The following is a 21,338-nucleotide window of genomic DNA, read 5'->3' as shown; positions in this document are numbered from 1 at the left end:
CCGCCATGCCTATGCAATCGGAGCCTCTATGAGCAGCGCAGAAATCTACGTCGTCAGTGCCGTCCGTTCAGCCATCGGTGGCTTTGGCGGCTCCCTCAAGGACCTGCCGCTGGCCGACCTGGCCAGCGCCATCACCCGCGCCGCCATCGAGCGCTCGGGGCTGGCCGCCGAACAGATCGGCCATGTGGTAATGGGCACGGTGATCCCTACCGAACCCCGTGATGCCTACCTGGCGCGGGTTGCGGCCATGAACGCCGGCATCCCCAAGGAAACGCCGGCGTTCAATGTCAACCGCCTGTGTGGCTCGGGCCTGCAGGCCATTGTTTCGGCCGCCCAAGGGCTGCTGCTGGGCGACACCGACGTGGCCATTGCCGCTGGCGCCGAGTCCATGAGCCGCGGCCCTTACCTGCTGCCACAGGCACGCTGGGGCGCGCGCATGGGTGACCTGCAAGGCATCGACTACACCGTCGGGGTACTGCACGACCCCTTCCAGCACTTCCACATGGGCATCACCGCCGAGAACGTCTCGGCCAGCCAGGGCATTACCCGCGAAATGCAGGACGAGCTGGCCCTGACCAGCCAGCGCCGGGCCGCTCGCGCCATTGCCGAGGGCCGCTTCACCAGCCAGATCGTGCCGCTGGAACTCAAAACCCGCAGAGGCAGCGTGCAGTTCAGTGTCGATGAACATGTGCGCGGTGAGGTCACCGCCGAGCAACTGGCCGGCATGAAGCCGGTGTTCAAGAAAGACGGCACCGTGACTGCCGGTAACGCCAGTGGCATCAACGACGGCGCCGCTGGCCTGGTGCTGGCCAGCGGTGACGCGGTGCGGCGCCTGGGCCTCAAGCCACTGGCCCGGCTGGTGAGCTACGCACATGCCGGGGTGGAACCCGAGTTGATGGGCCTGGGGCCGATCCCCGCCACCCGCAAGGTGCTGGAGAAGACCGGCCTGAAGGTGCAGGACCTGGATGTGATCGAGTCCAACGAAGCCTTCGCCGCCCAGGCTTGCGCGGTGGCCCGCGAACTGGGCTTCGACCCGGAAAAGGTCAACCCCAACGGTTCGGGCATTTCCCTGGGCCACCCGGTGGGTGCCACCGGCGCGATCATCGCCACCAAGGCCATCCATGAATTGCAGCGCATTCAGGGGCGCTACGCCCTGGCCACCATGTGCATCGGTGGCGGCCAAGGCATCGCCGTGGTCTTCGAGCGGGTTTGAGGAAACTGAAAGATGAACATTGAACAGATCGCCGTGATCGGCGCCGGCACCATGGGCAACGGCATCGCCCAAGTGTGCGCGGTGGCAGGCTACCAGGTGCTGCTGGTGGACGTGGCCGACGCCGCCCTGGAGCGCGGGCTGGCAACGCTGGGCAAGAACCTCGAACGCCAGGTCAGCAAAGGGACCCTCGCCGCCGAGCAGGCAGCGGCAGCCAAAACCCGGATCCGCACCAGCACCGACTACGGCCAGCTGGCCACGATGCAGATGGTGATCGAAGCGGCCACCGAGAACCTGCAGCTCAAGCAACGCATCCTGCAGCAGGTGGCAGGCAACGTCGCCGCCGATTGCCTGATCGCGACCAATACCTCGTCGCTGTCGGTGACCCAGTTGGCCGCCAGCATCGACCACCCCGAGCGCTTCATTGGCGTGCACTTTTTCAACCCGGTGCCGATGATGGCGCTGGTCGAGATCATTCGTGGCCTGCAGACCAGCGACGGTACCTACGCCCAGGCATTGCTGGTGACAGAGAAGCTGGGCAAGACCCCGATCGCTGCTGGCAACCGGCCGGGCTTCGTGGTCAATCGCATCCTGGTGCCGATGATCAACGAAGCGATATTCGTACGCCAGGAAGGCCTGGCCAGCGCCGAGGACATCGACACCGGCATGCGCCTTGGCTGCAACCAGCCGATCGGCCCACTGGCGCTGGCCGACCTGATCGGCCTGGACACCTTGCTGGCGATCATGGAGGCCTTCCATGAGGGCTTCAACGACAGCAAGTACCGCCCTGCCCCGCTGCTCAAGGAGATGGTGGCGGCCGGCTGGCTGGGGCGCAAGAGCGGCCGCGGCTTCTTCATCTACTGAGGCCCAGGCGCCATGCCCCCGATCAATGCCGCGATGCGTTGTGCCAATTTCGAAGAGCGACGTGAACAGGCCATGGCGCTGTTTGCCGAAAAAGGCTTTGGCCAGGTCAGCATGCGCGAATTGGCCGCACATGTCGGGCTGACGGCCGGCTCGCTGTACCACCACTTTCCCAGCAAGCAGGACCTGCTGTTCGACTTGATCGAGGAACTGTACGAGGAGTTGCAGGCCCTGCTGGACCAGGGGCGGCGGGCCATGGCCCGCGGCGCTTCAGCCTTGAATTGCCTGATCGCGGCGCATTGGCAGTTGCATGCCGAGCGGCCGCTGCAGTTTCGTTTGGCTGAGCGTGATTTCTGTTGCCTGAGCGAGGCCCAGCAGGCACGCCTGACGCAGTTGCGCGGGCGTTATGAGGCCGGGCTGTTGCGGCTGATCGCACCGCAGGCGAAGCTGCAGGGGCCAGCTTTGGTGGCCACCGCCCAGGTGGTTGCAACGCTGCTGAACCGATTGCCCGGCGCGCTGCAGGCATTGCCTGAAGCGCAAGCGCTGGTGTTGATGGAGAGCATGTTGCTGGGTGGGCTGGAGCGGACCTTGCGTTGATCAGCACCGGCCCGTCAGCGCGCGCCGGTGACAGGGCCTTGACGGGTATCAGCGCAGCAGTGCCTGAATCTGCTCGTGCAAGGTGTCCAGGTCGAACGGCTTGGCCAGGATCGGCGCCTTGCGGGTGATCGGGCTTCCGGACTCGAGGATCTCGGCGGGGTAGCCGCTGATGAAGATCACTTTCAGGTCGGGCCGCAACTTCACCGCCGGCTCGGCGATTTCTACCCCGGAGATCCCGCCCGGCAGGCGGAAGTCGGTCACCATCAGGTCCAGGTGCGGCTTGCTGGCCAGAATGGCGAACGCCTGTTCACCGTCCTCGGCGACCAGCACGTGGTAGCCCTCGCCCGCCAGGTAGTCCCGCAGAATCATGCGTATCGCTGGTTCGTCCTCGACCACCAGCACTACGTCTTGTGCATCTTCACTCATGTTAACGCCTTGAAAATTCTTCCAGTTGGCCATCAGACCCCAGGCTTATGCAGAGGTTGCCCACGCCTGGTCGTTTAGTTGTTCCACTGCAGCCAGGGGCAGTTGCAGGGTGAAGGTCGCACCTTTGCCCACCTCGCTTTGCACCACAATCCGCCCGCCATGCGCTTGCACGATCTGGTCGGAAATATACAGGCCCAAGCCCAGGCCACCCGTAGCTTGCTGAGTTGCGACGCGCTCGAACTGCTGAAAGATACGTTGCTGGTTAGCCATGTCGATACCAATGCCTTGGTCCTGCACCTGCACGCACGCCAGGCCGTCCTGCTCGTACAGCCTTACCTGCACCGGTTTGCGTTCACCATAACGCAAGGCATTGGACAACAGGTTGGCCAGTACTTGTTCAATCCGAAATTCGTCCCACTCACCCTGCAGTGGCTGGCAATGCTGCAACTCGATGAACGTATCCAGTGCCGTGGCCTGGGCGGTGAAATTTTCCACCAACCGCTGCACCAGCTCGCTCAGGTCGAACGCTTTGGGCCGCAGCGACAGCTTGCCGGTACGAATGCGCGAAACATCGAGCATGTCTTCGATCAGGCGGATCAGGCTGTTGATCTGGCGCTCGTCGCGCTCGACCATGGCCTGCAGCTTGTCGGCGCTGAACGCCGCCAGGTTGCCCCGCGCCAGGTGCAGCTTGCGCAGTTGGGTTTCCAGGATCAGCCCGTTGAGCGGTGTACGCACCTCGTGGGACACGATCGACATGAAGTCATCGCGCATGCGCACCGCATGCTCCAGCTCACCGCGCGCCGCCTGCAGCTGGCCCAGCAGCACTTCCTGCTCCTGGCGGCTGCGCTCCAGCGCCTGCAACTGGCGGTCAAGCACCTTGCGCTGGCGGTAAAGGTCGACGAACACCGACACCTTGCTCTTCACCGCCGCGGTATCCAGCGGTTTGTGCAGGAAGTCCACGGCGCCACTTTCGTAGCCCTTGAAGGCGTAATTCATTTCACGCCCGGCTGCGGTGACGAAAACGATAGGGATGTGGCGGGTTTTTTCCGTACCGCGCATCAGTTCGGCCAGTTCGAAGCCGTTCATGCCCGGCATCTGCACATCGAGAATGGCCAGCGCGAACTCGTGTTCGAGCAACAGCGACAAGGCGGCTTCGGCAGACTGGGCCTGGTGCACCTCACGGTCCTCGCCCTGTATCAGGGCATCGAGGGCCAACAGGTTCTCTGGCAGGTCGTCGACGATCAGCAGTTTGGCGATAGTGTTGCTTAGCATGCGCTGGGTTCCAGGGCGGCGAGCAACTGCTCGATCCCACTCAAGGTAAGAATATGGTCGGGCTGATGGAGGGCCAGGGCGGCCTCGGGCATCAGCGCCACCTGTGCGTCGCGAGGGTCCTGGACGATGGTCCGGCCGCCGCTGTTCTTGATGTAAGCCAACCCCTGGGCACCGTCTTCATTGGCACCGGTGAGCAGCACGCCAAGCAGGCCGGCACCGTAGGCATCGGCCGCGGAAATGAACAGGTAGTCGATGGCCGGCCGGGAAAAATGCACCGGTGGTTCCTGGCTCAACGACAGGGTGAAGTCGCGTTCTACCGATAAATGATAGCCCGGCCCGGCCACGTAGATCTGACCAGGGCGCAGCGGTTGCTTGTCACGTGCCTCACACACGGGACGAAGCAGGCGGCGTTGCAGCACCTCGGCCAGTTGGCTGTGGCGGTCATCCGGCAGGTGCAACACACAGACTACCGGAATGGCGAACCCCGACGGCAACCCGCCCAGCACGGTGAACAGCGCGGACACCCCGCCGGCCGAGGCGCCGATCACCACCGCTTGTACGCCTTTCATGATTTGCGATAGATCCGTTCAGGCTTGACCAGCGGCTCGAAACCGTCGCTGTAAGCGGAAAAGTCGACCGACTCCTTGCTGCCCAGCACCAGAAAACCGCGATGGCACAGCGATTCATGGAACAGGCCCAGGGCGCGGTCCTGCAGCTCCTTGTTGAAGTAGATCAGCACATTGCGGCAAGACACCAACTGCGTCTCGGAGAACACGCTGTCGGTGGCCAGGCTATGGTCGGCGAAGGTCACGTTTTCACGCAGGGTGCTGTCCATGATCGCGTTGCCATAGGCTGCCGTGTAGTACTCGGCGAAATCCCGGCGGCCACCGGCGATGCGGTAGTTCTCGGCGTAGTCGAGCATGTTCTGCATCGAGTAGATGCCCTGCTTGGCTTTGTCCAGCGAGTGCGGGTTGATGTCGGTGGCGTAGATGATGGTGCGCTCGAGCAGGCCTTCTTCGCGCAGCAGGATGGCCATCGAATACACCTCCTCGCCCGTGCTGCAGCCGGCGATCCACACCTTGATCGATGGCCAGGTACGCAACAGCGGCACCACCTCGGTCCGCAGCGCCAGGAAATGGCCCGGGTCGCGGAACATCGCGCTGACCGGAATCGTCAGGTACTGCAGCAACTGCATGAACATGCCAGGGTCGTGCAGCACGCGCTCCTGCAAGGCCGATACCGTCTGGCAACCGAACTGGCGCAGCGCGTGCAGGATCCGGCGCTTGATCGAAGCGCCGGAATAATTGCGGAAATCATAGCTGTACTTGAGGTAGATGGCCTCGATCAGCAAGCGGATCTCGATATCGGTGTTACGTTCGCTAGTCAAATTCGCTCCAGTTGCGGCAGCCATACGCGGATCAGCGAGAACAGGCGGTCCAGGTCGATCGGTTTGGCCAGGTAATCGTTGGCGCCGGCCTGCAGGCAACGGTGCTGGTCATCTTTCATGGCCTTGGCAGTCACCGCAATGATCGGCAGCTTGCGCCAGCGCGGTTGCTGGCGGATCAGCCGGGTGGCTTCGAAGCCGTCCATTTCCGGCATCATCACATCCATCAGCACCAGGTCGATGTCGTCATGCTGCTCCAGGCGCTCGATGGCCTCGCGGCCGTTACGGCCGATTTCGACGATCGCGCCCTTGTGCTCCAGTGCACTGGTCAGGGCGAAGATATTACGCACATCGTCATCTACCAGCAGCACCTTGCGCCCCTCGAACACTTTGTCGCGGCTGCGCGCCGTCTTCAGCATACGCTGGCGTTCGTTGGACAACTGCGATTCGACCTTGTGCAGGAACAGCGTCACTTCGTCGAGCAGCCGCTCGGGTGAGCGGGCGCCCTTGATGATGATCGAGCGCGAGTACTTGAGCAGGTCGGCTTCTTCTTCGCGGGTCAGGTTGCGGCCGGTATACACGATCACCGGCGGGAAGGCGCGGATATCTTCGGCAGTCATGCGCTTGAGCAGTTCGTTACCGAGCATGTCTGGCAGCTTGAGGTCGATGATCATGCAGTCGTAGATGTTTTCCCGCAGCAGTGCCAAGGCCTCCTGCGCCATGCCTACGGCGGTGATCTCGACGTCGTCGTCACCGATCAGGCGGGCGATGCTTTCGCGCTGCAGGTCGTCATCTTCCACCAGCAGAATGTGCTTTAGCTTCTGCGTCAGCTTGGCCTCCAGGCGCGCGAAAACTTCCTTGAGCTCTTCGCGGCTGGTGGGTTTAACGGCGTAGCCCACTGCCCCCATGTGCATGGCGGCCTCGACACGGTCCTCGACGGAAATGATATGCACCGGAATGTGCCGGGTATCGGCCTGTTCCTTCAGGCGTTGCAGCACGGTCAGGCCGGAATGGTCAGGCAGGCGCATGTCCAGCAGGATCGCATCGGGTATGAACCGGGCGGCCAGCTCGAAACCTTCGTCGGCCGCATGCGCCACCAGGCAGCTGTAACCCAGCTCGTGGGCCAGGTCGAAGAGAATGCGGGCGAAGTTCGGCTCGTCTTCGATCACCAGGATGCAGCGGTTACTGAAAGGCGCCCGGTCACGGTCGTCGGTGAAGGCCAGTTGCGGCAGCTTCGGCGCCTGGGCAGTGGCGAGTTGCGGTACTGGCGGCAGGGTATCGACAGCCGGGCGCAGGCTGAGGGGCTCGACCTCCTGCTCCAGGTTCTCGTAGCGTTCGGGTAATACCAGGCTGAACACACTGCCCTGCCCGGGGCTGCTCTCGACACTGATCTGCCCGCCAAGCAGATGGGCAAGGTCGCGGGAAATCGACAGCCCCAGCCCAGTCCCGCCATACCGGCGGTTGCTGGTGCCATCGACCTGGTGGAACGCACCGAAGATTGCCTGCTGCTGGTCGGCAGCAATGCCGATGCCGCTATCGCGCACGGAAAACACGATGCCGCTGTCTGGCTGGTAGCCGATGTTCAGGCTGACCTGGCCGCGTTCGGTGAACTTGATGGCGTTGGACAGCAGGTTCTTGAGGATCTGCTCCAGTCGCTGGCGGTCGGTGAACAGGGTGGCAGGCACCTGAGCCTGGGCGGTGACCTCGAAGGCCAGCCCCTTTTGCCCGGCCAACGGCTCGAACATGTCGCGCAGGCCTTCGACCAGGCGGTCCAGGTGGGTGGTTTCAGGTCGCACTTCAAGCTTGCCGGCCTCGACCTTGGCGATGTCGAGGATATCGTTGATCAGGTTGAGCAGGTCGTTGCCGGCCGAGTAGATCGACTCGGCGAACTTGACCTGCTCACCGCTGAGGTTGCCTTCAACGTTCTCGGCCAGCAGCTTGGCCAGAATCAGCGAACTGTTCAGCGGCGTGCGCAATTCGTGGGACATGTTGGCGAGGAACTCGGACTTGTACTTGCTCGAACGCAGCAGCTCATCGGCGCGCGCCTGCAGCTCTTCCTGGGCCTGGGTCAGCTCCTCGTTCTTGCGGTCCAGCGCTTCGGTGCGGTCGGACAACTGCTCGTTGGTCTGCTCCAGTTCCGCTTGCTGGGTTTCCAGGTGGGCCTGGGACTCCTTGAGCACGCGGGACTGTTCCTCCAGCTCTTCGTTGGCCGTTTTCAGCTCTTCCTGCTGCACCTGCAATTCTTCGTTCAATTGCTGGGTTTCGGCCAGGACTTCCTGCAAGCGCTGGCGGTAACGGGCGCTTTCGATGGACATACCCAGGTTGCCCTCCACGCGCTGCAACAGTTCGTCGTCACGCGCCTGCAGCGGCCGCAGGAAGCCCAGTTCGAGCACGCCGTTGATCTGCCCGCCGTCGCTGGCCGGCATCAGCAGTGCACTGCGCGGCAAGCCCTTGCCCAGGCCGGAGCTGAGCTGGAAGAAGTCTCGCGGCAGGTCGTCCAGGCGCAGCAGCCGCCCTTCACGCACGGCCTGGGCCAGCAGACCCTCACCATCACCCAGCACCTGCTCGCGCGCCTGCTCTTCGGCATCCAGCCCATAGCAGGCAACGCGTACCAGGCGGCCATGCTCGTCGCGCACGTACAACGCCCCGACCACACTGCCCAGGTAAGAGGCAAAGAACCGCAGAATGTTGTCGCCGAGCATGTTCAGGGTCAGCTGCCCAAGCACTTGTTGAGCCAGCTGGGTCTGGCCGTTGCGCAGCCAGGCCTGGTGCTCCAGGCGCTCGGCAGAACGTTGCTGGGCCTTGAGGTTGTCGTCGTAACTGCTGGACAACGCCAACAGATCGCGGCGCCCCAGGTACGCCAGCAAGGCGCTGAGGCCAACGATCAGCAGCACGAACGCCGAAATGGAGGTTACGGTGACGGTGCTGACCTTCTCGTTGCGTGCCATGCGCAACTGCTGCTCGGTGGCAATGAGGTCGGCGAATTCCTTGCGAATCTCGTCTGTCAGGCGCTTGCCGCGGCCGTTACCGATCAGCTCCCGGTAGGGGCCATCATTGCGGCGCAGGGTGATCATGCCGCTGCCGAAGTCATTCCAGGCTTGCTGCAAGGCGATCAGCCGGTCGATACGGTCAACTTGCTGCGGGTTGTCCTCGACCATGCCTTTCAGGCCCTGCAAGCTGCTGAGAATGCGCGGCTTGGCCACCTCATAGGGGTCGAGGAAGCGCTCGTCACCCGTCAGCAGAAAGCCGCGCATGCCGGTTTCCATGTCGATCGACAGCTTCACCGCTTCGTTGGCATTGCCAATGACCCGGTCGGTGTGTTCGACCCATTGCATGGCCGACAGCAGGTAGTTGATCACCGCGACGAAGGCCACGGCACCTAGCAGGCCCACACCCAGAGGAAGGCCGATGTTGCGGCTCAACAACTTGCGGAAGCTGCGCTGGTCCATCGAGGCTGCTTGAATCATGAGAAAACGCCCGAGCAAGAAAATCCATGGAAAAGAATGGCGGAACAATCGTTATGGTTATGTGCCGCTGCGCCGTGCCGACAAGCGAAGTCTAACCAGCTTTGACGGCTCTGGCAGGGCATTTAGCCAGTATTTGAAAGTGCTGTGTGCCAATCGTTCCATCTGATTGCAAGTATCGGTATCCTCGGGAACTTCTGCTGTCGCCTTGTGCACAGATCATAGACATTCACTTGCACAGGACCCGAACCATGCACCTTTTGGTAGTCGAAGACGACGACATCGTACGTATGCTGATGGTCGAAGTGCTCGATGAGTTGGGCTACTCGGTGATCGAGGCGGAAGATGCCAGCGCGGCGCTCAAGGTGTTGGAAGACCCGAACCAGCCGTTGGCGCTGATGATGACGGATGTGGGCCTGCCGGACATGCGCGGTGAGGCGCTGGCAGCCAAGGCACGCAAGCTGCGGCCACTGTTGCCGGTACTGTTCGCCAGTGGCTACGCCGAAAACATTACTGTGCCGGAGGGCATGCACATGATCGGCAAGCCGTTCAGCATCGACCAGCTGCGCGACAAGGTGCAGGCGATTCTCGGCACCGCCTGAATTCGGCGGCACCCGCTTACTAAGCGCGCAGGGAGCGCAGGGGCCAAGGAACGGTGCCTGCTACACCTCCCTGCGCAACAGGTAGGTGTCCATGATCCACCCTTTGCGCGCCCTTTCCCGCGCACGCACTTCAAGAATCTGCGCCTTCACCGCCTGCAGCGGCCCGGCGATCAGCCGTTCGTCAGCCGTGCCCAGGTAAGCGCCCCAGTAAATCGTCAAGGCCGGGTCATCGATAGCTGCGAACGCGCACTGCCCATCGAGCATCACCACCACATTGTCGATACTCCCCTGCCCGGCCAGACGCCGACCAGGCAGCACGGTCAGCGGTTCGCCAATGCGGTTGAGCGCAACACGGTGGCGCGCCGCCAGTGCCTGCACGCTGCTGATGCCCGGAATGACCTGCAGGTGCAGCGCGCCAACTCGCTCGCAGACCAGGTCGAGGATGCGCAAGGTGCTGTCATAGAGCGTGGGCTCGCCCCACAGCAGAAAGGCGCCGGTTTCGCCGTCGCCGAGTTCCTGTTCGATCAGTTGCGCATACAGCGCTGCACGTTGGACGTGCCAGTCCTGTACCGCCTGCACATACGCGTCGGCCTGCCCATCGCGCAGCGGGTCGGCGACCTCAACCAGCCGATAGCCGCCCTCGGGCCGGTACCGCTGCAGGATGGCCTTGCGCAGCTGCACCAGCTCGTTCTTGACGCTGCCTTTGTCGAGCACGAAGAACACGTGGGCCTGGCGCAACCCGTCGACGGCTTCGTACGTGACCTGGCGTGGGTCACCCGGGCCGATGCCGATCAACAACAGCTGTTTCATTGTGCTGCCCTCCGGTGCTGTTCAGCAGCCATTGTCGGGCGCCACCAGGCCGCTGGCAAAGCACCCGTTCAGAGCAGCGAGAAGTTGTAGCTGACGATCACCCGCGTTTCGTCCATATCCCGCGCCCACCGCTCATAGTTGCTGCGGTAGGTGGAATTACGCAAACGCACGCTGACGTCCTTGAACGTGCCACTTTGCACTTGATACTTGAGCTCGCTGTCGCGCTCCCACTCCTTGCCTTCGGCATGGCTGCCTGGCACCTGGATATGGTCACCGTTGATGTACCGGGTGAAGAACGTAAGGCCAGGCACACCCAACGCCTTGAAGTCATAGTCATAGCGCACTTGCCAGGAGCGCTCCTGGGCGGCGGCAAAATCATTGACCTGTGCATAGTTGACCAGGTACGGGTTGCTGCCATCCAGGTAGGGCATGGCGCTGTCGCCATACATGCGCTGCCAGCCAGCACTGAGCTTGTGATCACCCAGGCTGTAGCCGAGCATGCCGCTGACGGCGCGGTGGTCGATAGCGCCAGCGCGGGCGTTGCCGATGTCGTCGCTTTTGATCAGCCGCAGGTCGGCAGCAAGGCTACCCACCGGCAGCGGTTGGCTGGCCACCAGGCCGAAATACTGCTGGCGATAGATGTTCTCCAGCCTGGCCACTTGATACTGGGCACCGAAACGCTCGTTGACCCGGTAATCGACCCCGGCGAGGTCGAAGTGGTCGGCTTCGATGTCGCAGGCGTAACGCTTGTTCTTGCAATGCACGCGAATGTTTTGGCGGTCGGTTGAATCCCTTGCGGTGTACCGATCCAGGCGTGCCAGGGTGAACTTCAGATCGCGGCGTTCCTCGGAGGTCAGCATGGCGCCCTGGAACATCGTCGGCAGCAGGCGGCCATCGTTGTACTTGAGCACGGGCACATCCGGCATCATCGAACCGTATTTGAGCACCGTGTTGGAAACTTTGACCTTGGCCGCCAGGCCCATCTTTGCATACTGGTCGGCGGAGTGCCGAGGGTTGTGCCCGGAAGACGGCAGCAAGCCGCTGTTACTGTCGGCGGGGCTGGAGTCCAACTTCACACCGAACATGCCCAGCGCATCCACACCGAACCCTACCAAGCCTTCGGTGTAACCCGACTGTACATTGAGGATAAAGCCCTGGGCCCACTCTTCTCGCTTGGACGCCCCTTGGCCGGAACTGCTGTGGCCGTCACGGAAATCCCGGTTGAAGTAGACAGTGCGTGCTTCAACCTTGGCACTGCTGTCTTCAAGAAAACCGCCAGCCTGGGCGTTGGCACCGGCACATAACAGGAACAGGCTGGCGACACGACGCCCGGGGGCGAGAGGATAGGGGGAAAACATGCAGGGAAACATCCAGATTCAAAGCGGGTTAACAACCGGTGGCAACGACTTGCCACGGTAATGGGACATGACCGCGCAACAGCCAGCCATACTTTGAAATGATCGCGTAACGGCTCTGGCGCGGGCCATTGGACCATGGTCTAAGCGCCCTGCCAGGCCGCTTCGGCGAGTCGCCTGTATCGCGCGTGGGCAACTAGGAAAGTTCCCCGCTTATTTGCAATAAGTTAGCAGTTTACCCCGCCCCAATGTGTGACTACACTCGCTATCAACGAACAGTAAAACCCACCTGCGTGGCCGGCGTATTCATGCGTTCCAATGTTCGTCACGCCCCGCCACAGCCGACGTACAGGAGTGATTACAGTGTCCAGACTTGCAGAGTTTCGTGCTGCGGAAAAAGCGCTCCAAGAACAGATGGCCCAACTGGAAGCGTTGAAAAAAGATGCCGGGTTAAAGCGCGAAATCGAGTTCGAGCAGAAACTCGTCAACCTGATGAAAAGCTACGACAAAAGCCTGCGCGATGTCATAGCCATACTTGACCCCAAAGCCGGGGGGCGCACCACCGGCCCTGTCCTCAAACAGCACCGTCGCCCGCGGGTGGTGAAGGTTTACACACACCCCGAGACCGGCGAGCGGATCGAGACCAAAGGCGGCAACCACCGCGGCCTCAAAGCCTGGAAAGAGCAGTATGGCGCCGCCGAGGTGGAAAGCTGGGCTCGCTGATGAAACATCAACACGTGCTTCACACTTTTTTCACAAGGGCTGGCTCAGTATCGAGGCAGCTAAAGGACTAGCGACCCCATCACGCGCCCGCACATGCGGGCCTCTAATTCCAGCGCCCTGCACTCGTGCAGGGCGCTTTCATTTGCGCAATCGGCGCACTGACGTATCATGGCCAGCCTGTCTGTTTTGCCGGCGCCCCGTGCCCGGCCCTGCCTCAGGAGTTCCCATGAGCCTGCACGATCTGCAAACCTTGCCTGGTGTCACCGCACAACCTGACGCCGCCACCGCCCAATTCGTCTTCAACCACACCATGCTGCGGGTCAAGGACATCGAAAAGTCCCTGGACTTCTACACCCGTGTGCTGGGCTTTCGCGTGGTAGATAAGCGTGATTTCCCCGAAGCCGCTTTCAGCCTGTACTTCCTGGCCCTGGTCGACCCGGCGCAGATCCCCGCCGATGATGCCGCCCGTCACCAGTGGATGAAATCGATCCCTGGCGTGCTGGAGCTCACCCACAACCACGGCACCGAAAACGATGCCGATTTCGCCTATCACGATGGCAATACCGACCCACGCGGCTTCGGTCACATCTGCGTGTCGGTACCCGATGTACGCGTCGCCTGTGCGCGCTTCGAAGCGCTAGGTGTACCGTTCCAGAAGCGCCTGCAGGACGGGCGCATGAACCACCTGGCGTTCATCAAGGACCCGGATGGCTATTGGGTCGAAGTGATTCAGCCGGCCGACCTCGCAGGCTAAGCGTTCGTCGGGGGCGGGAACCACCGCCCCCTTGCTGTGGTATATGAAGGTAATTGCTTCCCATGCCACAGCGAGGTAAGAATCATGCAATCCCTTCACTGTGAATACCGCAAGCACACCATCACCGCCAGCGTGATGCCCCATCCTGACTCGCCCCTGCCCTACGCCGCCGGTTGCCTGATCACCGCTCCTGATGGCCATACCAGCAGGCGCCTGTCGATGCCGATGAAGTTCTTCTCCGACCTGGAACGTGCCCAGCATGTGTCACTGGCCCACGGTCGAGCGCTGGTCGACCAGCAACTGGACGCCGGCACCAAGGTATTCTGATTGCCCCCTTGGCCTGTAGCGGCCTCTTCGCCAGCACCGCTGCCATACCGCGAAGGGGCCGCTGCTGGTGCAATCAGATATCGCGAGCGTACGCCACGGCGGCATCGACTTGCGCCGGCGTCGGCCTCACACCTGTGTACAGCACGAACTGCTCCAGCGCCTGCAGCGCAATCACCTCAAGCCCGGTAATCACGGGCTTGCCCAGCGCTTGGGCGCGGCGAATCAACGGTGTTTGCGCGGGCATGGCCACCACATCGAATACCCGCTCTGCAGCAGCGATGGCGATGTCCGAAAACGCCAGCTCTTCAGCTTCTGCGCCCCCCGCCATGCCGATCGGCGTCACATTCACCAGCATCGGCGGGCAGATATCGCCGAGTTCTGGCAGCCAGCGGTAGCCGCACATATCCGCCAGCTGCTGCCCCGCCTGGGCATTACGCGCGACGATGGTGCCTTCGGCAAAGCCGGCATCGCGCAAGGCGCTGGCAACGGCCTTGGCCATACCGCCGCTGCCGCGCAGGGCGAAAGCGGTTGCCGGGTCGACCTGGTGCCGGGTCAACAACTGGCGTACGGCCAGATAGTCGGTGTTGTAGGCTGTGAGGCGACCGTTGGTGTTCACCAAAGTGTTGACCGACTCGATGGCCGCTGCCGACGGGTCGATCTCGTCTACCAGCGCCATGCACGCTTCCTTGTATGGCATCGATACCCCACACCCGCGTATGCCCAAGGCTCGAATTCCCGCTACCGCGGCCGGGAGGTCGTCGGTGCGCATGGCCTTGTAGTAAAAGTCCAGGCCCAACTGTTGGTACAGGTGGTTGTGAAAGCGCACGCCGAATGTACCGGGGCGGCCTGCCAGGGAAATGCACAGCACGGTATCCCTGCCGGGAGTTGTCGACATAGCCTGCTCCTGAGTCATGACTGAAACGTTTGTGCAGCGTACCAGAGGCAACCGCTGGTCGTCCCTTACACAACCTTTACCATTGCCCTGCGCGCAATTGACAAATACCGGAGTCATATTAGTGACACCCCACTTTGGGGGTTTACTCGCGAGGTTGATATGAACCGTCTCATTCCCGGAATCGCCTTGCTGGTCGGCGCTTTGGCCATCAGCGGGCCTGCAGCTGCCCACGGTGGTTACGGCCATGGCGGCGGTTGGTATGGGCCGGGCCCGCTATTGGGCGCTGCCGTGGTTGGCGCGGTGGTTGGCGCTACGGTTTCTGGCGGGCACGACCGTACGGTGTACGTGGAACGCCAGCCGGTGTACTACCCGCCGCAACCGGTGTACGTGCAGCCGCCGCCGCAGCCCGTCTATTACCAGCCCTATTATGCGCCGGCCCCGCCACCGCCGGGCTACCGGGCCTACTACGGCCCGCCACGGGTGTATTACGGCCCGCCACGCTGGTAAGGGTTGATAGAAGTAATGACCACTATCGACAACGTTGATTTCAAACCCTGGTAGCGGCTACGTATGGTAGGCCCATGTTTCACAGGAGGTCCCCATGGCCACTATCCAGATCATGTCCGTTGTCGGCAGCGCTGTTCCGGTTTCACTGCGTGAACAAGGCCTGTTGGCCTGCTGGTACCTGGTGCGCAACGGCGAGGCTGTGAGTGGGCCGGTGCCGACCCTCGCCCAAGCCCGCGCATTGGCTGAACTGTTGCAACCAGGCACTTTGGCAGCCTGACCCGAATTTGTTGTGCGTTGCTCCCTACGCCCTTGTGCCCGCCGAAATGGCGGGCTTTTTTTGTCTGGCCATGGTGGGTGCGGGTCGTCGGTCGTTTCACGCCTTGGCCCGGGCCAGTTGACTGGTCAGGGCCACGACCCTGCCTTGCAAGCGGCCGACGGTGACCACCAGTTCATTGCGCTCCTTGGCGAACTGGTCAGCCTTGGCCTCCGCCTCACGGCGGGCATCGCGCTCGCTATCCAGCAGCTCGGTCAGGCGGCGAATCACGGCAATGTCTGCATTGTCCAGCGCGCGGTCTGCCGCATCTCTGGACAGCCATTTGCGCAGCCATAGAAAGGCCCCGAACAACACGGTGCCTGTACCACCCAGCCACGTAAGGGTGCCTGGGCCGAGGTCGGTGGGATCCATGTAAACCTCTTTACTGACGAGATGGGCAATCCACGGCATTGCATCGCCGTGGCTTTTATTATTTGGAGGTTTAATTTAGCCTAGGGGTAAATTTACCTCAAGGGAAATTTAGCCATGCGCACATTTAGCAGAGAGCTAAACACTGGCATGCTTCGCCTTATGGACATCTATGAAATCCGCAAGCAGAACCTGGTAAATCTGATAGCCGACCAGAAAAAGGGGGCCTGCGCCGAGCGCTGGGGCATGGCGCCTGCGCACCTGAGCCAGATTCTCTCCAACAGGACCGCCAAGAACCTGGGCGACGACGTGGCGCGGCGGATCGAGGGTATCGAAGGCTTGCCACGCGGCTGGTTCGACGCGCTGGCGCCCGGCGATCACCCGCAGGCCTCGGGCGGGCCTGCCGACGGCGCGGTGTGCGCCGCCGACCTGGTCAAGCAGATGCTGGCAAAAAGTGGCAAAGGCATCCCCGAAGAAACCCGCCAGAGGCTGCTGGCCGCGGCTGCCGAGCCCGCGGAAAGCGTATTGCTGCAGGCCGACCACGGCCGGCCCGGCCTGGTGGGCGATGAGGTATGGATTGCCCACTATGATGTGCGCGCGGCCATGGGCGGCGGCCAGATCCCCCATGACTACCCGGAAATGTTCAAGGATGTGCGGGTCAGCCCCAGCCACCTGCGGGAACTGGGTGTGGAATTCAGCGAGCACCACCACCTGAAGATGGTCACTGGCTGGGGCCAATCGATGGAGCCCACCATCAGGCACCGTGACCCACTGATCGTCGATGTCAGCATTCGCGAGTTCGTGGGCGACGGGATCTACTTTTTCGCGTGGGGTGACCATATCTACATCAAGCGCCTGCAGATTGCCGATGACGATCATTTCGAGATGATTTCCGACAACTCACGGCACAAGGACCGCCTGATTCGCCGCGAAGAAACCTATATCCAGGCCAGGGTCCTGCTGGTGTGGAATGCCCACCTCGTGTAAGGCGCCACCTGCCCCGGCAGCGGCCTGGCGCCGGTATTTCAGAACGGCGCAGCAGGCATCAGTGACCCACAGCCCTGCTCGACGCTCACTTCGTCAAACTGCTGGCCGGCGTGGCGCTGCCAGCGCACCAGCACGCTGCCATCAGGGTTGAAGGTCAGGTCCAACTCGGGTGTTTCCAGCAGCAGCCCCATCACCTCTTCCCATTCCGCGTCGCCATCGCTGTGCAGGCGATGCACCAGTACCCAGCGCTGGGTCTGGGCCACAGGGTGGTTGATCATCGACGATACCCGCAGGCTCAGGCGCTCTACACCCGACATTCCCGGGGGCTGAAGGGTGGTCGACGCTGTTTGCATAGGCATATTGTCATCCTGATATATGTATATTTGTACAGTACCCGGCGAAAGCTTATCGCACAGCCAAATCCAGCGTAAAGGCCTTGCCCTGAAAATTTTCGCCAACAGGTAATTTCACCCACAGCGCAATTTTTAGCTTTAAGCTATTGACATTTAATTTAGCCATTGGCTAACTCTCAACCAGGCAGCATTCAGTCTGCGCTTCAAACCTGGCTGTTCATGAGGAGTTACCATGGCCGTAGACATCAGCAACCTGTTGATCGCCACCCCGGTGGCAGTATCCGCAACCAACCCCGTTGCCCTGGAACTTGACGGTGACGAAGCCATTGCCCGCCTCCCAGAGGTGGTCACGTTACTCAGTGACGGCTCGATCCAGTTTTCTGCGCCAACCAAAGGGGCGTCGAGCAAGAGTACCCACCGCACCCGCTGTGAATGGACCGAGACCCGTTCCTGGACGCTGGCCAGTGCCGCGGATCATTGGAGCCGTCAAAGCATGACGTTGACCAAGGTCAACGCCGCGCAGAAGGTGGTCATTGCCCAGATGCACGTGCGCGGCGACGACGGCCCGCCCGTCAAGGTGTTCTGGAAGAAAGGTGATATCACCTTGGGCTTTCGCCAAACCTATGACCAGGCTGACCCAGTGAATTCGACGGTGCTCAAGGGCGTACCGCTGGGCGCGCAGTTCGGCATCAGCCTGCACGTCACGGCACAGGGCCTGGTCACGGTCACCGCAACCTGCAAGGGAGCAACCGGTACTTCAGGTGGTTTGCAACTCGACGGCAGTTGGGCTTCGCGCCTGTTCGAATTCCACGGCGGCGTTTACAACCAGGTCGACTACAACGACCAAACGCCGGTCGACGATGGCTCGATCTGCATTATCAGCGACCTGACGTTGATACATGGCTGAGGCGACAACGCCCTTTGCGTGCCGGCCCTCCTGTTCACGGGACGGTACCGGACCTGATCAGAACTGAGCGCTCAGTTTGCCCCCGCCCCTATCACCGTTCGGCGCACTTCATGAACAGCACATGAAGGGTACACAATGGGTACGGGATTAAATTTCGTTCACGTTGCGCCCTTTAGATATAAGGCATTCGACAGCCGTTCAGCCATACTCCAGAATGCAGCGGTTTTTGGGGGAAAACCCTTGCACAGCCAACGACATACCAACCTTTAGTGAGCCTCAACGTGAAAACATCCCTGTCCATTCTCAGCCTGCTGCTGTTGCTCACAGGTACCGCGACGCTGCCGTCGACCGCTGCTGCACAACCCCCGGCCAAGGTGCAACGCGACCCCTCCAAACTGCACCTGGCTTCGGGCAGCGCGCTGCTGATCGACCTCAATACCAACCAGGAGCTGTACTCGAACCACGCCGACCGCGTGGTGCCGATCGCTTCGGTGACCAAACTGATGACCGCGATGGTGGTGCTGGACGCCAAGCTGCCCATGGATGAGATGCTCACCATGACCATCGCCAACAACCCGGAGATGAAGGGCGTGTATTCACGGGTACGCCCCGGCAGCCAGCTCAATCGCCGCGAGACCCTGCTGATTACCTTGATGTCTTCGGAAAACCGTGCAGCCAATAGCTTGGCCAATGCCTACCCCGGTGGCTACCCGGCATTCATCAAAGCGATGAACGCCAAAGCCCGTAGCCTGGGCATGGCCCATACCCGCTACGTTGAGCCTACCGGGCTTTCGACGCAGAACGTATCGACTGCCCGCGACCTGTCCAAGCTGCTGATGGCCTCGCGCAAGTACCCGATGCTGAGCGAGCTGTCGACCACCCGCGAGAAGACCGTGGCCTTCCGCAAGCCCAATTACACCCTGGGGTTCCGTAACACCGACCACCTGGTGAACAAGAGCAACTGGGACATCAAGCTGACCAAGACCGGTTTTACCAACGAAGCCGGGCATTGCCTGGTGCTGTTGACCCGAATGGATAACCGCCCTGTGGCGATGGTCATCCTGGATGCCTTCGGCAAGTACACCCATTTCGCCGATGCCAGCCGCTTGCGCCAATGGCTGGAAACCGGTGCAGCCAAGCCAGCGCCGGCCGTGGCCATGCAGTACAAGGCGGATCGCCAAGGCAAAGGGCGGGTGGCGGCCGAGTAAGCAGGCCCGAAGCAACAGGCCATGGCGCCGTCAGGCCGTGGCGCTGACCATCCCGCCGGAGCTGCTGCCACCCTCTTGCTGCAGCAGCTCCAGCAACTGCGCGGTGGCGGCCATGATCTGACCGTTGAGGGTAGCGATGCTTGCCTGCTTGGCACCGACCGCAGCCGCCTTGGACGTCTCATCCATCTTGCTGTTCTGCAACGCGGCAAGCTGCTTCTGCTCCTCGGCCAGTTGCTTCTGCAAGTCCTTGATCAACTGCCGCAGCTCGCTTACCGCCTCCGACTCACCGCTGTCCGCTGTATCCGCTGACTGTGCCTGGCTACCCGCGGACACCTTAAGGCTGTCGCTGCTGATTTGCAGCGGGCCCACCGCTTCGCCGGCCTGCTTGGCCTGGTCGCGTTCAGCGGCGGCATTAGCGCTGAGCGCCTGCGCCGATACGCCATTGATCATGAGGTTGCCAGCTGTGATGACGGCCATGTCGGTCCCTGTATGAAAGATCGGGCTTTGCGTTAACCACCCTATCGGCCAATTCGCGCCGCGCTTTAGCCCAATTAAATTCCCGGTCGGCTGGCTCGTTCCACCTCATGTACTGGCACAGCGGCCGAAGCCCCGGCGGCCGTGCCTATTCGAGCATTCAGGGAATCACCATCATGAGCCAGCCCATACAGCAGGACACCATCAAAGATCTGATCGGCGTGGGCTTCGGCCCTTCCAACCTGGCCTTGGCCATTGCCCTGGAGGAACTGGCAGAGTCACAAGGCCATGCCCTGGACGCGCTGTTCATCGACAAGCAACAGGACTACCGCTGGCACGGTGAAACCCTGGCGACACAGAGCGAGCTGCAGATCTCGTTCCTCAAAGACCTGGTGTCGCTGCGCAACCCCACCAGCCCCTACAGCTTCGTCAATTACCTGCACCAGAAACAACGCCTGGCGGACTTCATCAACCTGGGCACTTTCTACCCCTGCCGCCTGGAGTACAACGACTACCTGCGCTGGGCCGCCGAACACTTCGCCGGCCAGGCCGTCTATGGCCAGCAGGTGCTGCGGATCGAGCCGCAGGTACAGGGCGGCCGGGTGGAGCACCTGCGCCTGGTGTCGCGTGATGCGCAAGGCCGCGAATACAGCCGCCGCACCCGCTCGGTAGTGGTCGGCAGCGGCGGCACACCGAAAATTCCGGCGAAGTTCGGTGCTTTCAAGGATGACCCGCGGGTGTTCCACCATTCTCAGTACCTGAGCAGCCTGAACAAACTGCCGTGCACGCAGGGCGCCCCGATGCGCATCGCCGTGATCGGCTCGGGGCAGAGCGCCGCCGAGGCGTTCATCGACCTCAACGACAGCTACCCTTCGGTCAAAGTCGACATGATCCTGCGCGGCTCGGCCCTCAAGCCCGCCGACGACAGCCCGTTCGTCAACGAGATCTTCTCGCCGGACTACACAGACCTGGTCTTCAACGAGCCAGCCGAGCAGCGCAGCAAGCTGCTGGGCGAGTACCACAACACCAACTACTCGGTGGTCGACCTCAACCTGATCGAGCGCATATACGGCATCCTCTACCGGCAAAAAGTCGCCCACCAGTATCGCCACAACGTCTTGTGCCGCCGCCAGGTCGATGCCGTGGTCGCCACCCGCGAGGGCCTGGAGCTGACCCTGCGTGACCTTGCCACCGACCAGCAGCAAACGCACCGCTACGATGCCGTGATTCTCGCCACCGGCTACGAACGCCGCTCGCACCGCGACCTGCTGGCACCCCTGGCCGGGTACCTGGGCGACTTCAGCGTCGACCGCAACTACCGCGTGCTGGCCAGCCCCGACCTGCAAGCCTCGGTCTACCTGCAGGGCTTCTGCGAAAACAGCCACGGGCTTAGCGACACCCTGCTCTCGGTGCTGCCGACACGTGCCGCGGAGATAGCCAGGGCCCTATACCAGGACCTCGCACAGCTGCACGGCAAACCTTCTGCGGCAGTGGCACTGACCAGCGCCTGACCGCCAGAACACGAGCCGCCCTGGCCGAC

General features: G+C 62.0%; 25 protein-coding genes. 14 read left to right on the top strand and 11 right to left on the bottom strand.

From position 1 onward, the window contains the following. Window positions 1-28 precede the first annotated feature (28 nt). Genes FPB55_RS09930 through FPB55_RS09920 form a run of 3 tightly spaced genes read left to right on the top strand, consistent with a single transcriptional unit; the run spans window position 29 to window position 2,668 of the window. Window positions 29-1,213 carry an acetyl-CoA C-acyltransferase family protein gene (locus FPB55_RS09930; protein WP_144188067.1) on the top strand — a complete coding sequence of 395 codons (1,185 nt, stop codon included), beginning with the start codon at window positions 29-31 and terminating at the stop codon, window positions 1,211-1,213. Window positions 1,214-1,225: 12 nt separating this feature from the next. Beyond that, a complete protein-coding gene (locus FPB55_RS09925) occupies window positions 1,226-2,074 on the top strand; it encodes a 3-hydroxybutyryl-CoA dehydrogenase (RefSeq protein ID WP_115293903.1) in 849 nt (282 codons plus the stop codon). A gap of 12 nt (window positions 2,075-2,086) precedes the next feature. Then, on the top strand, window positions 2,087-2,668 hold the full coding sequence (locus tag FPB55_RS09920; protein ID WP_009686482.1) for a TetR/AcrR family transcriptional regulator: 582 nt from the start codon (window positions 2,087-2,089) through the stop codon (window positions 2,666-2,668). A gap of 48 nt (window positions 2,669-2,716) precedes the next feature. On the opposite strand, the gene FPB55_RS09915 is transcribed toward FPB55_RS09920, so the two are convergent. Genes FPB55_RS09915 through FPB55_RS09895 form a run of 5 tightly spaced genes read right to left on the bottom strand, consistent with a single transcriptional unit; the run spans window position 2,717 to window position 9,217 of the window. Continuing rightward, window positions 2,717-3,094 carry a response regulator gene (locus FPB55_RS09915; RefSeq protein ID WP_009686481.1) on the bottom strand — a complete coding sequence of 126 codons (378 nt, stop codon included), beginning with the start codon at window positions 3,092-3,094 and terminating at the stop codon, window positions 2,717-2,719. A 45-nt stretch (window positions 3,095-3,139) separates the two neighbouring features. Further along, window positions 3,140-4,366, bottom strand: a complete 1,227-nt coding sequence (locus FPB55_RS09910; RefSeq protein ID WP_009686480.1) for a hybrid sensor histidine kinase/response regulator — start codon at window positions 4,364-4,366, stop codon at window positions 3,140-3,142. Continuing rightward, window positions 4,360-4,935: a chemotaxis protein CheB gene (locus FPB55_RS09905; protein WP_029887038.1), complete on the bottom strand. Its 576-nt coding sequence runs from the start codon at window positions 4,933-4,935 to the stop codon at window positions 4,360-4,362. Before FPB55_RS09905 ends, FPB55_RS09910 begins: the two co-directional genes overlap by 7 nt. Next, window positions 4,932-5,753: a protein-glutamate O-methyltransferase CheR gene (locus FPB55_RS09900; RefSeq protein ID WP_009686478.1), complete on the bottom strand. Its 822-nt coding sequence runs from the start codon at window positions 5,751-5,753 to the stop codon at window positions 4,932-4,934. The genes FPB55_RS09905 and FPB55_RS09900 overlap by 4 nt, the downstream gene beginning before the upstream one ends. Then, window positions 5,750-9,217 carry a response regulator gene (locus FPB55_RS09895; protein ID WP_144188065.1) on the bottom strand — a complete coding sequence of 1,156 codons (3,468 nt, stop codon included), beginning with the start codon at window positions 9,215-9,217 and terminating at the stop codon, window positions 5,750-5,752. Before FPB55_RS09895 ends, FPB55_RS09900 begins: the two co-directional genes overlap by 4 nt. Between FPB55_RS09895 and FPB55_RS26215 the strand changes: the two genes are divergently transcribed. Continuing rightward, complete coding sequence (locus tag FPB55_RS26215) at window positions 9,216-9,383, top strand: hypothetical protein (RefSeq protein ID WP_155273753.1); 168 nt, start codon at window positions 9,216-9,218, stop codon at window positions 9,381-9,383. The two genes, FPB55_RS09895 and FPB55_RS26215, sit on opposite strands and share 2 nt — an antisense overlap. Before the next feature lie 82 nt (window positions 9,384-9,465). After that, window positions 9,466-9,816, top strand: a complete 351-nt coding sequence (locus FPB55_RS09890; protein WP_009686475.1) for a response regulator — start codon at window positions 9,466-9,468, stop codon at window positions 9,814-9,816. Window positions 9,817-9,876: 60 nt separating this feature from the next. On the opposite strand, the gene cobF is transcribed toward FPB55_RS09890, so the two are convergent. Together cobF and FPB55_RS09880 are read right to left on the bottom strand one after the other, a co-directional pair. Then, window positions 9,877-10,626: a precorrin-6A synthase (deacetylating) gene (gene cobF, locus FPB55_RS09885; RefSeq protein ID WP_009686474.1), complete on the bottom strand. Its 750-nt coding sequence runs from the start codon at window positions 10,624-10,626 to the stop codon at window positions 9,877-9,879. 68 nt (window positions 10,627-10,694) lie between these two features. Continuing rightward, window positions 10,695-11,984 carry an OprD family porin gene (locus FPB55_RS09880; protein WP_144188063.1) on the bottom strand — a complete coding sequence of 430 codons (1,290 nt, stop codon included), beginning with the start codon at window positions 11,982-11,984 and terminating at the stop codon, window positions 10,695-10,697. Window positions 11,985-12,344: 360 nt separating this feature from the next. Between FPB55_RS09880 and FPB55_RS09875 the strand changes: the two genes are divergently transcribed. The 3 genes from FPB55_RS09875 to FPB55_RS09865 all read left to right on the top strand — a co-directional run bounded on the left by FPB55_RS09875 (window position 12,345) and on the right by FPB55_RS09865 (window position 13,785). After that, window positions 12,345-12,704: a histone-like nucleoid-structuring protein, MvaT/MvaU family gene (locus FPB55_RS09875; RefSeq protein WP_144188061.1), complete on the top strand. Its 360-nt coding sequence runs from the start codon at window positions 12,345-12,347 to the stop codon at window positions 12,702-12,704. Between the two features lie 226 nt (window positions 12,705-12,930). Beyond that, on the top strand, window positions 12,931-13,458 hold the full coding sequence (gene gloA, locus FPB55_RS09870; protein ID WP_009686470.1) for a lactoylglutathione lyase: 528 nt from the start codon (window positions 12,931-12,933) through the stop codon (window positions 13,456-13,458). An 84-nt stretch (window positions 13,459-13,542) separates the two neighbouring features. After that, window positions 13,543-13,785 carry a hypothetical protein gene (locus FPB55_RS09865; protein ID WP_009686469.1) on the top strand — a complete coding sequence of 81 codons (243 nt, stop codon included), beginning with the start codon at window positions 13,543-13,545 and terminating at the stop codon, window positions 13,783-13,785. A gap of 73 nt (window positions 13,786-13,858) precedes the next feature. On the opposite strand, the gene FPB55_RS09860 is transcribed toward FPB55_RS09865, so the two are convergent. Beyond that, a complete protein-coding gene (locus FPB55_RS09860; RefSeq protein ID WP_009686468.1) occupies window positions 13,859-14,680 on the bottom strand; it encodes a shikimate 5-dehydrogenase in 822 nt (273 codons plus the stop codon). A gap of 159 nt (window positions 14,681-14,839) precedes the next feature. Between FPB55_RS09860 and FPB55_RS09855 the strand changes: the two genes are divergently transcribed. Continuing rightward, window positions 14,840-15,187 carry a hypothetical protein gene (locus FPB55_RS09855; protein WP_009686467.1) on the top strand — a complete coding sequence of 116 codons (348 nt, stop codon included), beginning with the start codon at window positions 14,840-14,842 and terminating at the stop codon, window positions 15,185-15,187. 94 nt (window positions 15,188-15,281) lie between these two features. Continuing rightward, window positions 15,282-15,464 (top strand): hypothetical protein, encoded by a 183-nt coding sequence (locus FPB55_RS09850; protein WP_054905061.1) that lies wholly within the window; start codon window positions 15,282-15,284, stop codon window positions 15,462-15,464. A gap of 96 nt (window positions 15,465-15,560) precedes the next feature. Here FPB55_RS09850 and FPB55_RS09845 read toward each other — a convergent pair whose 3' ends face one another. After that, window positions 15,561-15,872, bottom strand: coding sequence for a hypothetical protein (locus FPB55_RS09845; protein WP_009686465.1), 312 nt, complete (start codon window positions 15,870-15,872; stop codon window positions 15,561-15,563). Between the two features lie 159 nt (window positions 15,873-16,031). Between FPB55_RS09845 and FPB55_RS09840 the strand changes: the two genes are divergently transcribed. Beyond that, window positions 16,032-16,856, top strand: a complete 825-nt coding sequence (locus FPB55_RS09840) for a S24 family peptidase (RefSeq protein ID WP_115293900.1) — start codon at window positions 16,032-16,034, stop codon at window positions 16,854-16,856. Between the two features lie 38 nt (window positions 16,857-16,894). On the opposite strand, the gene FPB55_RS09835 is transcribed toward FPB55_RS09840, so the two are convergent. Beyond that, a complete protein-coding gene (locus tag FPB55_RS09835; RefSeq protein WP_029887030.1) occupies window positions 16,895-17,215 on the bottom strand; it encodes a DUF1654 domain-containing protein in 321 nt (106 codons plus the stop codon). A 226-nt stretch (window positions 17,216-17,441) separates the two neighbouring features. On the opposite strand from FPB55_RS09835, the gene FPB55_RS09830 reads away from it, so the two are divergent. Together FPB55_RS09830 and pbpG are read left to right on the top strand one after the other, a co-directional pair. Next, entirely contained in the window at window positions 17,442-18,116 is a 675-nt protein-coding gene (locus FPB55_RS09830) for a polysaccharide lyase family 7 protein (protein ID WP_115293899.1), read from the top strand. A gap of 281 nt (window positions 18,117-18,397) precedes the next feature. Beyond that, window positions 18,398-19,324: a D-alanyl-D-alanine endopeptidase gene (gene pbpG, locus FPB55_RS09825; RefSeq protein ID WP_029887028.1), complete on the top strand. Its 927-nt coding sequence runs from the start codon at window positions 18,398-18,400 to the stop codon at window positions 19,322-19,324. A gap of 30 nt (window positions 19,325-19,354) precedes the next feature. Here pbpG and FPB55_RS09820 read toward each other — a convergent pair whose 3' ends face one another. Beyond that, window positions 19,355-19,801 carry a hypothetical protein gene (locus FPB55_RS09820; RefSeq protein ID WP_009686459.1) on the bottom strand — a complete coding sequence of 149 codons (447 nt, stop codon included), beginning with the start codon at window positions 19,799-19,801 and terminating at the stop codon, window positions 19,355-19,357. 173 nt (window positions 19,802-19,974) lie between these two features. Here FPB55_RS09820 and FPB55_RS09815 point away from each other — a divergent pair, with 173 nt between their 5' ends. Next, entirely contained in the window at window positions 19,975-21,309 is a 1,335-nt protein-coding gene (locus FPB55_RS09815; RefSeq protein ID WP_144188059.1) for a SidA/IucD/PvdA family monooxygenase, read from the top strand. The last annotated feature ends 29 nt before the right edge of the window (window positions 21,310-21,338 follow it).

Source organism: Pseudomonas sp. BJP69 (assembly GCF_007633355.1).
GTDB classification, from domain to species: Bacteria; Pseudomonadota; Gammaproteobacteria; order Pseudomonadales; family Pseudomonadaceae; genus Aquipseudomonas; species Aquipseudomonas juntendi.
Note: the sequence above shows the minus strand (reverse complement) of the source record. Positions and strands in the feature narration are given on the sequence as shown.

Bases quoted from the DNA above. Each gene is read 5' to 3' on its own strand.
- FPB55_RS09920 (WP_009686482.1), top strand. From the start codon at position 2,087: ATGCCCCCGATCAATGCCGCGATGCGTTGTGCCAATTTCGAAGAGCGA.
- FPB55_RS09890 (WP_009686475.1), top strand. From the start codon at position 9,466: ATGCACCTTTTGGTAGTCGAAGACGACGACATCGTACGTATGCTGATG.
- FPB55_RS09895 (WP_144188065.1), bottom strand. From the start codon at position 9,217: ATGATTCAAGCAGCCTCGATGGACCAGCGCAGCTTCCGCAAGTTGTTG.
- FPB55_RS09910 (WP_009686480.1), bottom strand. From the start codon at position 4,366: ATGCTAAGCAACACTATCGCCAAACTGCTGATCGTCGACGACCTGCCA.
- FPB55_RS26215 (WP_155273753.1), top strand. From the start codon at position 9,216: ATGAGAAAACGCCCGAGCAAGAAAATCCATGGAAAAGAATGGCGGAAC.
- FPB55_RS09850 (WP_054905061.1), top strand. From the start codon at position 15,282: ATGGCCACTATCCAGATCATGTCCGTTGTCGGCAGCGCTGTTCCGGTT.
- FPB55_RS09855 (WP_009686467.1), top strand. From the start codon at position 14,840: ATGAACCGTCTCATTCCCGGAATCGCCTTGCTGGTCGGCGCTTTGGCC.
- FPB55_RS09930 (WP_144188067.1), top strand. From the start codon at position 29: ATGAGCAGCGCAGAAATCTACGTCGTCAGTGCCGTCCGTTCAGCCATC.
- cobF (WP_009686474.1), bottom strand. From the start codon at position 10,626: ATGAAACAGCTGTTGTTGATCGGCATCGGCCCGGGTGACCCACGCCAG.
- FPB55_RS09880 (WP_144188063.1), bottom strand. From the start codon at position 11,984: ATGTTTTCCCCCTATCCTCTCGCCCCCGGGCGTCGTGTCGCCAGCCTG.
- FPB55_RS09845 (WP_009686465.1), bottom strand. From the start codon at position 15,872: ATGGATCCCACCGACCTCGGCCCAGGCACCCTTACGTGGCTGGGTGGT.
- FPB55_RS09865 (WP_009686469.1), top strand. From the start codon at position 13,543: ATGCAATCCCTTCACTGTGAATACCGCAAGCACACCATCACCGCCAGC.
- FPB55_RS09915 (WP_009686481.1), bottom strand. From the start codon at position 3,094: ATGAGTGAAGATGCACAAGACGTAGTGCTGGTGGTCGAGGACGAACCA.
- FPB55_RS09905 (WP_029887038.1), bottom strand. From the start codon at position 4,935: ATGAAAGGCGTACAAGCGGTGGTGATCGGCGCCTCGGCCGGCGGGGTG.
- FPB55_RS09835 (WP_029887030.1), bottom strand. From the start codon at position 17,215: ATGCCTATGCAAACAGCGTCGACCACCCTTCAGCCCCCGGGAATGTCG.
- FPB55_RS09925 (WP_115293903.1), top strand. From the start codon at position 1,226: ATGAACATTGAACAGATCGCCGTGATCGGCGCCGGCACCATGGGCAAC.
- gloA (WP_009686470.1), top strand. From the start codon at position 12,931: ATGAGCCTGCACGATCTGCAAACCTTGCCTGGTGTCACCGCACAACCT.
- FPB55_RS09840 (WP_115293900.1), top strand. From the start codon at position 16,032: ATGGACATCTATGAAATCCGCAAGCAGAACCTGGTAAATCTGATAGCC.
- FPB55_RS09820 (WP_009686459.1), bottom strand. From the start codon at position 19,801: ATGGCCGTCATCACAGCTGGCAACCTCATGATCAATGGCGTATCGGCG.
- FPB55_RS09860 (WP_009686468.1), bottom strand. From the start codon at position 14,680: ATGTCGACAACTCCCGGCAGGGATACCGTGCTGTGCATTTCCCTGGCA.
- FPB55_RS09830 (WP_115293899.1), top strand. From the start codon at position 17,442: ATGGCCGTAGACATCAGCAACCTGTTGATCGCCACCCCGGTGGCAGTA.
- FPB55_RS09815 (WP_144188059.1), top strand. From the start codon at position 19,975: ATGAGCCAGCCCATACAGCAGGACACCATCAAAGATCTGATCGGCGTG.